General features: G+C 62.0%; 19 protein-coding genes. 16 read left to right on the top strand and 3 right to left on the bottom strand.

Features of this window, described 5'->3' with window-relative positions:
- Nucleotides 1-5: 5 nt before the first annotated feature.
- The 3 genes from KW568_RS03320 to KW568_RS03330 form a co-directional block, all read right to left on the bottom strand.
- Nucleotides 6-146, bottom strand: a complete 141-nt coding sequence (locus KW568_RS03320) for a hypothetical protein (RefSeq protein ID WP_259537629.1) — start codon at nucleotides 144-146, stop codon at nucleotides 6-8.
- Nucleotides 147-472: 326 nt separating this feature from the next.
- Nucleotides 473-946 carry a hypothetical protein gene (locus KW568_RS03325; protein WP_259537631.1) on the bottom strand — a complete coding sequence of 158 codons (474 nt, stop codon included), beginning with the start codon at nucleotides 944-946 and terminating at the stop codon, nucleotides 473-475.
- Between the two features lie 3 nt (nucleotides 947-949).
- Complete coding sequence (locus tag KW568_RS03330) at nucleotides 950-1,684, bottom strand: S24 family peptidase (protein ID WP_259537633.1); 735 nt, start codon at nucleotides 1,682-1,684, stop codon at nucleotides 950-952.
- Between the two features lie 104 nt (nucleotides 1,685-1,788).
- Here KW568_RS03330 and KW568_RS03335 point away from each other — a divergent pair, with 104 nt between their 5' ends.
- The 16 genes from KW568_RS03335 (at nucleotide 1,789) to KW568_RS03410 (ending at nucleotide 9,459) form a co-directional block, all read left to right on the top strand.
- Nucleotides 1,789-2,019, top strand: coding sequence for a helix-turn-helix domain-containing protein (locus tag KW568_RS03335; protein WP_259537635.1), 231 nt, complete (start codon nucleotides 1,789-1,791; stop codon nucleotides 2,017-2,019).
- 2 nt (nucleotides 2,020-2,021) lie between these two features.
- Nucleotides 2,022-2,333 carry a transposase family protein gene (locus KW568_RS03340; RefSeq protein WP_259537637.1) on the top strand — a complete coding sequence of 104 codons (312 nt, stop codon included), beginning with the start codon at nucleotides 2,022-2,024 and terminating at the stop codon, nucleotides 2,331-2,333.
- Nucleotides 2,334-2,335: 2 nt separating this feature from the next.
- Nucleotides 2,336-3,280, top strand: a complete 945-nt coding sequence (locus KW568_RS03345; protein WP_259537639.1) for a DnaT-like ssDNA-binding domain-containing protein — start codon at nucleotides 2,336-2,338, stop codon at nucleotides 3,278-3,280.
- The gene (locus tag KW568_RS03350; protein ID WP_259537640.1) at nucleotides 3,237-3,824 is read left to right on the top strand and encodes a hypothetical protein; all 588 of its coding nucleotides are present in this window, start codon (nucleotides 3,237-3,239) and stop codon (nucleotides 3,822-3,824) included. The genes KW568_RS03345 and KW568_RS03350 overlap by 44 nt, the downstream gene beginning before the upstream one ends.
- Nucleotides 3,817-4,179, top strand: coding sequence for a DUF1064 domain-containing protein (locus tag KW568_RS03355; protein WP_259537641.1), 363 nt, complete (start codon nucleotides 3,817-3,819; stop codon nucleotides 4,177-4,179). The genes KW568_RS03350 and KW568_RS03355 overlap by 8 nt, the downstream gene beginning before the upstream one ends.
- Nucleotides 4,180-4,188: 9 nt before the next feature.
- Nucleotides 4,189-4,458: a hypothetical protein gene (locus KW568_RS03360; RefSeq protein ID WP_259537642.1), complete on the top strand. Its 270-nt coding sequence runs from the start codon at nucleotides 4,189-4,191 to the stop codon at nucleotides 4,456-4,458.
- Nucleotides 4,455-4,676: a hypothetical protein gene (locus KW568_RS03365; RefSeq protein WP_259537643.1), complete on the top strand. Its 222-nt coding sequence runs from the start codon at nucleotides 4,455-4,457 to the stop codon at nucleotides 4,674-4,676. Before KW568_RS03360 ends, KW568_RS03365 begins: the two co-directional genes overlap by 4 nt.
- Nucleotides 4,657-5,010, top strand: coding sequence for a hypothetical protein (locus KW568_RS03370; RefSeq protein WP_259537645.1), 354 nt, complete (start codon nucleotides 4,657-4,659; stop codon nucleotides 5,008-5,010). Before KW568_RS03365 ends, KW568_RS03370 begins: the two co-directional genes overlap by 20 nt.
- Before the next feature lie 121 nt (nucleotides 5,011-5,131).
- Nucleotides 5,132-5,380, top strand: a complete 249-nt coding sequence (locus KW568_RS03375) for a holin (protein ID WP_259537646.1) — start codon at nucleotides 5,132-5,134, stop codon at nucleotides 5,378-5,380.
- Entirely contained in the window at nucleotides 5,377-5,886 is a 510-nt protein-coding gene (locus KW568_RS03380; protein WP_259537648.1) for a glycoside hydrolase family protein, read from the top strand. Before KW568_RS03375 ends, KW568_RS03380 begins: the two co-directional genes overlap by 4 nt.
- Before the next feature lie 9 nt (nucleotides 5,887-5,895).
- Nucleotides 5,896-6,477, top strand: a complete 582-nt coding sequence (locus KW568_RS03385) for a hypothetical protein (protein ID WP_259537649.1) — start codon at nucleotides 5,896-5,898, stop codon at nucleotides 6,475-6,477.
- Nucleotides 6,474-6,914, top strand: coding sequence for a lysis protein (locus KW568_RS03390; protein ID WP_259537650.1), 441 nt, complete (start codon nucleotides 6,474-6,476; stop codon nucleotides 6,912-6,914). Before KW568_RS03385 ends, KW568_RS03390 begins: the two co-directional genes overlap by 4 nt.
- Nucleotides 6,915-6,988: 74 nt before the next feature.
- Nucleotides 6,989-7,396 (top strand): hypothetical protein, encoded by a 408-nt coding sequence (locus KW568_RS03395; RefSeq protein WP_259537651.1) that lies wholly within the window; start codon nucleotides 6,989-6,991, stop codon nucleotides 7,394-7,396.
- Between the two features lie 4 nt (nucleotides 7,397-7,400).
- Entirely contained in the window at nucleotides 7,401-7,604 is a 204-nt protein-coding gene (locus KW568_RS03400; RefSeq protein WP_259537652.1) for a hypothetical protein, read from the top strand.
- Entirely contained in the window at nucleotides 7,601-9,220 is a 1,620-nt protein-coding gene (locus KW568_RS03405) for a portal protein (protein WP_259537653.1), read from the top strand. Before KW568_RS03400 ends, KW568_RS03405 begins: the two co-directional genes overlap by 4 nt.
- Nucleotides 9,217-9,459 (top strand): hypothetical protein, encoded by a 243-nt coding sequence (locus KW568_RS03410; protein WP_259537655.1) that lies wholly within the window; start codon nucleotides 9,217-9,219, stop codon nucleotides 9,457-9,459. The genes KW568_RS03405 and KW568_RS03410 overlap by 4 nt, the downstream gene beginning before the upstream one ends.

A 9,459-nucleotide genomic window follows, 5' to 3' on the forward strand; every position in this document is an offset into this window, starting at 1 on the left:
GAATCTCAGGCCTTTCGTGCTTCGGCCATCGCTTCGTTGCGGGTGTCTGCAGCCAGATCAGCGGCCCAGAAGCGGCCGGCTTTCACGTGCGCCACCAGGTGGTGGTTGTACTCACGGGCTTTTTGTACGAGCTGTTGCTTGGTCATTGGGTGATCTCCGGTTGATTTCCCGCCTGGCCCTTAGCTTCAAAGGCCAGGTAGTGAAATCCTGTGCGATGGCCCCGAGGTCTATACGGCGCAGCCAGTGTGGGAGTCGCCCACGCCCAGCGCGTCAAAGCCTTTCCAAGCCATCGCGGTGAATCGTCTGGTTGTGTAAAGAGCTCATCTGGTCTTCCGCGAAGGTTCGGGGAGGTCCGGATGAGCGAAAGTTACCGCTTGGTAATGATTGCAGTCAATACCGTTTGGTAATAATTTTATTTGAGGCACGAAAAAACCCGCTTGCGCGGGCGTGTTCGAGCTAGACGGAATGCAGGTTACGTGGGGGTAGGTGTGAGGCCTTGGGGATACTGGTCATATCCCGAGGTGTTTGGGAATTTGTTCGTTAATCGATACACATCGACAGAGGCACCGACCACGTGCGGCATGCCACGGGCTAATTCTCCCCACATTTTTCGAGCAAGACCGCGTAACTCGTGCTGTCCTCCAACGCGCATAGTGTGCATCCAGACCATCGCACCTGCCGCATCACTCATGGCACCTGTGCGTTGAAACTCACGGATTAGCCGTTGAAGGCGGATCACAACAGTGGGATCGGCCGGATAATCAATCAAGGGGTCCATCAGCCGATAGCCGCTCTCCTCTAGGTTGTTTCGAAGATGAGTGGCGATCGCCAAGACAAAGCCAATCTCGCCACTGTCCATGGCAGCAAGCTGGTCAATGAATCGTTGCAGGTCTTTTTTCTGGCCTTTGATGGCCCAAGAGCTGATCAACCTCGCAAACATCCCCATGCTTTAGAAGCTCCTGCCAGTCCACCAGTAAATGATTTGAGCGAGGATTCGGATATCGGCCTCTCGGTCTGCGGGTACGACGATCTCTCGATACTGAGTGTTGTCCGAGATGATTGTGAGGCCGTCTAGATTCCGCTGGATGCGTTTTACATGCAGGCGACCACCCATTTCGAAGTAGTAGATCGCATCCGACTCCACACTGCAGACACCCACGTCCACGAGCAGCGCGTCTCCGTTTCTGATCGTCGGCGCCATGCTGTCGCCACGCCCGCTAATGAGCTTCAGATTCGCCGTTGCAGAGTAATTCAGGTTCTGCCGAACCCAATTGGCATCCAGGCCCATATGCTCAACCACCATGTTTACTTCGGGAACCTCCATCCCTGGTCCCATCGATCCTGCAACGTCGAATCGTTCGACCTGCACAATTGGTCGGTAACTGGTGATCTTCTTGGCCAGCGGCTCTGGCAGGCCTGCAACGTCGATAACCTCACCAAGCCCCATGCCCGGTATATCCAGGGCATACCGGCTCAAGCCGAACGCCTCTTCGATCTCGCGCGCAAAATCCTCCCCTATGGATTTCGCACCTGCGCGGCCTGGTTCTGCCAGGCAGCGCGACACGAAGTTCTGGGGCTTATCAAGTTTTTCGGCCAAGCGAGACTGGGCACCACGGGCGCCAACACCGTACTCGCGGTCCATGAGTTTCTGCAGGTTCTGCCTGCGCACCAAGCGTAATTCCATTAGCCGATTCTCTACACCCATTACTTCCCGGTAAATGACCGTTAGGTATTGATAAATCAATTACCAAGCGGTAATAATCTGCGCATTAACTAGGAGGTCCCGCTATGCGCACCAAACACACCAAGCTGCTGGACTGGCTGAAGACCGCGACGGACGAAGCGGTAGCAGCCACCGGCACCACCCGCGGTTACCTGCGCCAAATTGGCTATGGCAACAAGATTTCTTCAGCTGAAATCGCGACTTCAATCGAGCTCGCCACCGGCGGCGCCGTTACTCGCCGAGAGCTGCGCCCGGATGATTGGTCGCGAATCTGGCCAGAGTTGACGGCGGCCTGATCATGACGACGAACTCATTAAGCCAAGAAAGGCATGACATCACCCGAGAGATCGAAACCCTGATCTTGCAGCGCGTTGCACGGGTGAGCCAAAAGCAGATCGCACTGGAAGCGGGTTGCAGCGAGTCGACGGTTTCACGGTGGAATGATGGCGAGTACCAGCGCTGGGCCCAGGTACTGGCAACGCTGGGTCTTCGCGTTGTCCCTGAGGACGCAATGGTGGTCACAGCCGACTACCTGTCAGCCTTGGAAACCATGGCGCGGATCGGCCTCAAGGCCGAGAAGAAGCGGCCTGGCCCGCTGGGCTGGGACTGACCATGATCGCCATCCGTCTTGATCAATCCGAGTGGGATCTGCTGGCAGGTGAGCCGGCAGAGCTGCTCAAGTTATACTGCGCCCTCAAGCGCCGTATGGACTTCTCGACGGGCATAGCAGGGCGCAAGACCCTGATCAATGAGGTGGTGCTGCGCGAAGGCTTCACCGTTGACCCTATCCGCGGTCGAGCCACCCCCAAGCCTGTTACGCGCGAGCAGTACCGCTCAGCTGTCCGCAGGCTTGAAACACTTGGTCTTCTCAATTCAATTGGCCCCTTGGTCTTCGAGTTCCCGCAAGCTCGAAGTGATCGTCCGTCCAAATCATTTGCAACCGATCTACAACCAAATGAACAACCAGATCAGCAACCACTAGGGAATGATCTGGAACCCAGTGATTCCGGGGCTTTTGGTGGATCTGGCGACGATCTACAACCAAATCAGCAACCGCCCACTTCGCCGATCAGCAACCTACTTCCGGAATCCGGTAAAAGCCCTACTACTCTCTCCGCGCGCGGCTACTTCGCGATGCACGACGGCTGGCAGCCACAGGCAAAGACCTGGGGCCCAACCGCGCTTCGCAACGCCATCCCCAAAGCCGTTCCCGCAGAAACCCTCAACGAATTCCGCTCGTACTGGATCGCACGCCCCGACAAGGAGCAGTCGCAGGCCCAGTGGGAGCATCAGCTCGCCCAATCCCTGAAACACCACATTCGCCAGGCGCAAGCCGGGGGGTATACCCATGGAAACTCAAGAGCAGGCTCAGGCGGCAGTGCAGCGCCTGGTCAACAACGTCGTCTCTCTGCCGTCGACAGGGTCGAAGCGAACGTCGCAGCCCAGCGAGCAGCCCGCGGAGAAGGCCCCGGAACCCCTGAGCCTTGGACTGCTGGAGAAACTCTGGATCACGATGACCCAGACGTATGGCCACAAGTGGACCAGCAACTTCGGTGACGCCCCGAAGGCTGATCACGCTTGGGCAAAGATCCTCGGTGGGCTCAACGGCAAGCAGATCGCCAACGGCCTGCATCGCATGATCGAGGTTGCAGCTGCCAACGCAGGCTCCGGCAAAGAATCGTGGCCGCCTGACGCAACCGAGTTCCGCGCCATGTGCCTGCATGTGCAGGGGCTTCCCACCGTTGCCGAGGCCTGGACCGAGGCCCTGATGGGCAAGTACAGCCACGAAGCGGTGAAGGTCGCAGCCGAAGCCACGGGTACGTTCGACCTGAGATCGGCCAAGCACAGCGACAAGGCCCTGTTCCAGCGCTTCGAACGCAACTACGCCATCGTTCAGCGCCGAGCACAGAACGCGCAGCCCCTCGACGGCAAGATCGCCCAGGGCATCGAGCATGACAGCGGCATGAAGGCCCAGCTCGCTCGCTCCCACCAGGAAGCCCGCGACCTGATCGCGGCACAGAACATCCCAACAGATCCAAAGGCCGCACGCGCATTGCTGCTGGCCAAGCTCGGAATCAAGCGAGAACCGTCCCATGGCTGAACGAAACGGAATGAAGCGTGGCCTGCAGGCCCTTGGCCGACTCAAAACCGGCGAGATGAACAAGACCGAGGCCGCCTACGAGGAATACCTCAAGGATCGCCAGTTTGTGGGCCATATCGCCTGGTACAAGTTCGAGGGCATCAAGCTTCGCCTGGCTGACAACACGTTCTACACGCCCGACTTCGCCGTGATGCTCGCCAACGGTGAGATGCAACTGCATGAGGTCAAGGGCTTCTGGACTGACGACGCCAAGGTCAAGACCAAGATCGCGGCCAACATGTACCCCTTCAAGATCATTGCCGTCACCGCCAAGACCAAGAAGGCAGGCGGTGGCTGGGCATACCAAGAGTTCTAGGGGAAGGACATGAACAAACTGACGTGGTTCGCGCAAGAGATCGGTGTTGATGGTTGGCTGCTTCTGGCTGTTGACCTCGACATGACCAGGCATGGGGAGCCCGAGAACATGATCAGCCACCGCCGAGCCTTCCACCCCTTCCAGCTCGACGAGAACCCGCTGGCGCTGGCCGTGGCCATCGAAGAAATGACCGAAATCATGGGGCGGCTGAGTGCGCCGCCTCGCTCTGTCTCGCGCGCGTGCGCGTTTACCCCCGCCATCCAGGAGCAACAGCGATGAACAAGCCAACCCCAACGATTGACCTGACCAACGCCTGCACCATGGCCATCGCGGCCGGTACCGCGAGCGATTACGCCTGCCGCGCTCAATCTGCCGGGTACAACCCAGATGTAGCCCGGGCACTCGAAAAGGTCTCCCTGCGCTTTGCTGAGCTGGCGCTGGAAGCCCTGGGCGGCGAGGCAGGGAAGGGCGCCGGCGATGAAGCCGCCAGTGCCTGACCAGCTGACCCTGTTCGCAGAGCCGGTGCGCACCGCTGTCATGGCGGTGCGCCCGGTTGTGCTCTGTGAACCACCACCCTCCAGGCCCGGGCCCAAGCGCATCGATTGGTTCCGGGTCATCACCACCGTGCTGCGCTCTGGGTATTCAATCCAGGCGCTGGCGGACGAGATCGGCGTTGCCCGCACCACGCTCATTGGCTGGCGGCAGGGCGCAGAGCCGCGTTACAGCGAAGGGGAGCGTCTGGTACTGCTCTGGTGCCAGAAGACCGGGCAAGGCCGCGAGAGCATGCCCATGTGCACCACCAGCGACTGGTGGGCCTACCACGCGAAATAGTCGGGAACCCGACGCCCAGCTGCACCGACCCTGTGTGTCATCGATGCCCCGCCACCGAGCGGGGTTTTCTTTGTCACCAGCCTGGAGGCGCCCAATGAAAGCCCCAGTAAGGAGCAGAAGTATGGCGAGCAGCCCAGAAGGGATCGTAGAGGCAGTAGGTGCATCGGTGGCCAGCAAGGGTCTGTACGCGGGCGGCGTGGCTGGCTTTGTGGGATGGCTGACCCAGGTGAACTGGGTTGGCGTAGGTGGTGTGGCCCTGGCCCTGCTGGGCTTTCTGGTCAACACGTACTTCCAGGTGCGCAAGGACAGGCGCGAGGCCGCCGAGAGCCAGGCCCGCATCGAAGCGCTCAAGGGGCAGTGCCGCCCATGAGCAACCGCAACCGCATTGCGGTCGGCCTGCTGACGATGAGCCTGGCCGGGTTCGGCGTCTGGAAGGCCAACGAGGGCTTCACCGACGTGGCGGTCATCCCCACCAAGGGCGACGTTCCCACCATCGGGCACGGCTCGACGCGCTGGGAGGACGGCACCCGCGTCCGCATGGGCGACACCATCACCCGCCAGCGTGCCGAGGTGCTGGCCCGCAACCTGCTCACCGAAGACGAGAAGGCCTTCGCCGCCAGCCTGCCGGGCGTGAAGCTCCACCAGGACGAGTTTGATCTGTACATGGACTTCATCGGCCAGTACGGCATCGGCACCTGGCGCGCTGGTTCCCCTCGCCGCGACCTGCTGGCCGGCAACTACGTCCAGGCCTGCCACGACCTGCTCAAGTACAAGTACGCCGCCGGCTACGACTGCAGCACACCGGGCAACAAGCGGTGCTGGGGCGTCTGGCAGCGCCAGCTCAACCGCCATGCCAAGTGCATGGCCGCGCAATAGGAGCGAGTTATGGACAGTGTTCTGGGGCCAAACGGCTGGGTTGTCCCGGCCGTTGATGTATTTACCGACAACCACGGGCCAAGCCAGCGCTTGCGCGTTGACCCAGGGCAAACCGGGTTCTTCGCTGGCCGGATGTTCCGCACCTTCGCCCAGGGCGTCATGCCCGTGGCTGGGCCAAGCGTGCAATTCCGCTTCACCTCGCCCATCGACTTCATCGTGTGGCTGAACAAGCTGGACGTCACGCAGGGCGCTGTGCAGCTGGACGTTTACGCCGGTGCCACTTCCTCGGGCACCTGGACTGCGCTGCCGGTAATCCCGCTGAACAGCATGGCCAGCAGGCCGCAGCCCTACTACGTGCCTGTGTGCGTGGCAGAGACTGGCGGCGACTTCACCGGCGGCACGCTGATCGATCCCATGAAGCTGCGCACGTCCTCGGCCAACAACACGGCCAACAACGTGGGCGGCGAGTTCAGTGAGCGCGGCAGGCCCGCCAGTGTGCTGCATGCCAGGCTCAGCACGCTGACCGGTGGCCTGGCCGTCAACGATGCCGCGCAATGGGTCTGGAATCTCCAGTGGGAAGAGCGGCCATGACCAAGTACCTACTCGCAGCCATCGCAGCGCTCTCTCTCGTCTCGATTCTGGCGTTTTGGCGTCTCGACCATGCCACGACCGCCCTTGATGCCAGTTCGTCGCGTATCGAAGAGCTGGAGGCCTCAGAGCGCAGCCGCAAGGAAACCATTCGCCTACTGGGCGAACTTGACACCCAACACACCCAGGAGCGTGAACGTGCGAACCAAACCAATGCCGATCTGCGTGCTGCTGTTGCTGCTGGCCAGCGCCGGCTGTCAGTCCTCGCCAAGTGCCCCGGATCTGCCACCGCCGGCGTGGGCCATGCAGAAGCGCGAGCCGAACTTGACCCAGCGGCTGCTGAACGAATTGTCCGAATCGCCAACGACGGCGACGACGCCATCCGCCAACTGACCGCGCTCCAGGACTACGTCCGCACCGCTTGCCCCGCTGGCAAATAGTCGGGATCCCGACGGCTCCGCCCACTGATGCTTTGGTCTCACAACGTCTCAGTGGGTCTCCAGGAGTCTCCGACATGCCAGCACCCGACAACCTCACCGTCCAAACCCCGGGCGAGCCGATCACCCAGCCCACCACCACGCAGACGACCAGCACCGAGCAGCAGTCGGAGCCCGAGTACGTCGGCAAGCACAACGGTGGCGGGCGCTACCGTATCTTCCGCACGCCTGCCGGCGCCGAGCATGGCGACTGGTTCAGCGACTTCGTGGCCACTGGCGAAGGTGCCAAGGAAGCCGCCCAGGTCGAGGCTGACCGCCTGACCGCTGGTGGTGATCCCTTCTTCAAGCCCGAAGAAACCCAGCAGGCCACCGCTCAGGTCGCCGCCACCCAGCCCACCACCACGCAGGCGAAAACCCCGAGCTATGCCGCCGTGCTGACCGACGAAGGCTGGCTCGTCCCCGATCTGCCGGCGCGCAAGGAGTAACCCCATGGGATCGAAGCCGAAGAAGCCGAAGGTCGTTCAGACCGAAGACCCGGCAGTCACCGCCCAGAAGGCAGCCGACGAGGCCGCCCAGAAGGCCAACGAAGAAACCGCCGCCCAGCGCCGCCGCAAGGGCCAGAGCAGCCTGCTGTCATCCGCTGGCGCCTCGGGCACCGTCATCGAGCAAGGAAAAAGGACCCTCGGGGCATGAACGCTGACCAGATCTGCAAGACCCTGAGCACGCTCAAGTCGTTGCGCTCGCCGCATGAGCAGGTCTGGCGCGACTGCTACGACCACACGTACCCGATGCGCGGGAACGGGTTTTACAACGACCGGATGGACGCCCAAGAGGCGCTGAACCGCAAGGCGCGCATCCTCGACGGCACCACCACCGATGCGGCCCGCACCCTGTCTTCGTCCGTGCAGTCGGGCCTGACCCCGGCCAACAGCCTGTGGTTTGGCATGGACGTGGCCAACGCCACCGAGGACGAAAAGCGCTGGCTCAGCAATTCCGCTGAGATCATCTGGGAGAACATCCACGCATCGAACTTCGACGCGGCGGCTTTCGAAGGCCTGCTCGACGTGGTGTGCGCTGGCTGGTTTGCCCTGTACATCGACCAGGACCGTGAGAAGGGCGGCTACGTCTTCGACCTGTGGCCGATCTCGGGTGTGTACTGCTCGGCCTCCAAGCCTGGCGGCAAGATCGACACCGTCTACCGCTCCTACAAGCTGACCGCCGAACAGGCGGTTAACGAGTTTGGGGAAAGCAACGTCAGCGAAACTACCCGCAAGCTGGCCAAGGACAAGCCGCAGGACCTGGTCGAGTTCGTCCATGCGATCTACCCGCGCACCACGTACATGGTCGGCGCCCGCCTGGCCAAGAACATGCCGATCGCTTCGTGCAAGGTTGAGGTGGCGGCCAAGAAGACCGTCAGCGAGTCCGGCTACCACGAAATGCCTGTGGTCGTGCCGCGCTGGATGATGATCCCGGACAGCGTGTACGCCACTGGCCCTGTGGCCGAGGCCCTGCCAGACGCTCGCACCCTCAACGAGATGGTGCGCATGGACTTGGCCGCGGGTGACCTGGCCATTGCCGGCATGTGGATTGCCGAGGATGACGGGGTGCTGAACCCCCGTACCGTCAAGGTCGGCCCGCGCAAGATCATCGTGGCCAACTCCGTCGACAGCATGAAGCCGTTGCAGAGTGGGTCCAACTTCAACTACTCCGACAGCCGCATCACCCGGTTGCAGGCCGCCATCCGCAAGACCCTGATGGCTGACCAGCTGCAAGCCCAGGACGGCCCTGCCATGACCGCCACTGAGGTGCATGTGCGGGTGAACCTTATCCGTCAGCTACTGGGCCCAGTCTATGGCCGGCTCCAGACCGAGTACCTGCAGCCCCTGATTGAGCGCTGCTTCGGCATCGCCATGCGCGCCGGCATCCTCGGCCAGCCGCCTGAGTCGCTGGCAGCAGGCCGCCCCTACACCGTGCGCTACCTCTCGCCGCTGGCCCGCGCCCAGAAGCTGGAAGAGGTCACCGCCATTGACCAGTTCGTGGCTGGTTGTGCCCAGGCAGCACAGGCACAGGCAGCGGTTGGCCAAGCACCCGACGCCATGGACAACGTCGATCTGGACGCCGCCGCCCAGTTCCGCGGCGAAGCGCTTGGCGTTCCCTCCGGCGTCATGCGCAACCAAGCCGACCGCGACCGTGTGCGCAAGGAACGCGCCGAAGCCCAGCAGGCAGCCGTTGAGCAACAGCAACAGATGGCCATGCAGCAGGCCGTCACCCAAGCCGCAGTCAAGCAAGCACCAGGAGCAGCAGCGTGACCCAGTACACCGTCGAGCAGCTGGACGCGATGTTCAAGCGGGTGTTCGAGCAGCACGCCGAGGGCGTGATCGTGCTCGAGCACCTGATCCAGCGTTTCAGCAAGAACGCCGTAACCGTGGGCGGCATCGATGCCGTCCTTCGCACCTACCTGCAGGCCGGCCACCGCGAGGTGCTGGACCACATCCTGCTCCGCATCAACCGCGCCAATGGCGTGCAAGACCAACCAGAAGAGAACTGA

This window comes from Pseudomonas sp. HD6515 (assembly GCF_024971855.1).
GTDB classification, from domain to species: Bacteria; Pseudomonadota; Gammaproteobacteria; order Pseudomonadales; family Pseudomonadaceae; genus Aquipseudomonas; species Aquipseudomonas alloputida.

What these genes read in the sequence shown, in the direction of transcription:
- KW568_RS03350 (WP_259537640.1), top strand. Translation starts at nt 3,237, where the DNA reads ATGACCCAGACGTATGGCCACAAGTGGACCAGCAACTTCGGTGACGCC.
- KW568_RS03375 (WP_259537646.1), top strand. Translation starts at nt 5,132, where the DNA reads ATGGCGAGCAGCCCAGAAGGGATCGTAGAGGCAGTAGGTGCATCGGTG.
- KW568_RS03320 (WP_259537629.1), bottom strand. Translation starts at nt 146, where the DNA reads ATGACCAAGCAACAGCTCGTACAAAAAGCCCGTGAGTACAACCACCAC.
- KW568_RS03390 (WP_259537650.1), top strand. Translation starts at nt 6,474, where the DNA reads ATGACCAAGTACCTACTCGCAGCCATCGCAGCGCTCTCTCTCGTCTCG.
- KW568_RS03380 (WP_259537648.1), top strand. Translation starts at nt 5,377, where the DNA reads ATGAGCAACCGCAACCGCATTGCGGTCGGCCTGCTGACGATGAGCCTG.
- KW568_RS03345 (WP_259537639.1), top strand. Translation starts at nt 2,336, where the DNA reads ATGATCGCCATCCGTCTTGATCAATCCGAGTGGGATCTGCTGGCAGGT.
- KW568_RS03335 (WP_259537635.1), top strand. Translation starts at nt 1,789, where the DNA reads ATGCGCACCAAACACACCAAGCTGCTGGACTGGCTGAAGACCGCGACG.
- KW568_RS03405 (WP_259537653.1), top strand. Translation starts at nt 7,601, where the DNA reads ATGAACGCTGACCAGATCTGCAAGACCCTGAGCACGCTCAAGTCGTTG.
- KW568_RS03370 (WP_259537645.1), top strand. Translation starts at nt 4,657, where the DNA reads ATGAAGCCGCCAGTGCCTGACCAGCTGACCCTGTTCGCAGAGCCGGTG.
- KW568_RS03385 (WP_259537649.1), top strand. Translation starts at nt 5,896, where the DNA reads ATGGACAGTGTTCTGGGGCCAAACGGCTGGGTTGTCCCGGCCGTTGAT.
- KW568_RS03400 (WP_259537652.1), top strand. Translation starts at nt 7,401, where the DNA reads ATGGGATCGAAGCCGAAGAAGCCGAAGGTCGTTCAGACCGAAGACCCG.
- KW568_RS03365 (WP_259537643.1), top strand. Translation starts at nt 4,455, where the DNA reads ATGAACAAGCCAACCCCAACGATTGACCTGACCAACGCCTGCACCATG.
- KW568_RS03360 (WP_259537642.1), top strand. Translation starts at nt 4,189, where the DNA reads ATGAACAAACTGACGTGGTTCGCGCAAGAGATCGGTGTTGATGGTTGG.
- KW568_RS03355 (WP_259537641.1), top strand. Translation starts at nt 3,817, where the DNA reads ATGGCTGAACGAAACGGAATGAAGCGTGGCCTGCAGGCCCTTGGCCGA.
- KW568_RS03340 (WP_259537637.1), top strand. Translation starts at nt 2,022, where the DNA reads ATGACGACGAACTCATTAAGCCAAGAAAGGCATGACATCACCCGAGAG.
- KW568_RS03395 (WP_259537651.1), top strand. Translation starts at nt 6,989, where the DNA reads ATGCCAGCACCCGACAACCTCACCGTCCAAACCCCGGGCGAGCCGATC.
- KW568_RS03330 (WP_259537633.1), bottom strand. Translation starts at nt 1,684, where the DNA reads ATGGAATTACGCTTGGTGCGCAGGCAGAACCTGCAGAAACTCATGGAC.
- KW568_RS03325 (WP_259537631.1), bottom strand. Translation starts at nt 946, where the DNA reads ATGGGGATGTTTGCGAGGTTGATCAGCTCTTGGGCCATCAAAGGCCAG.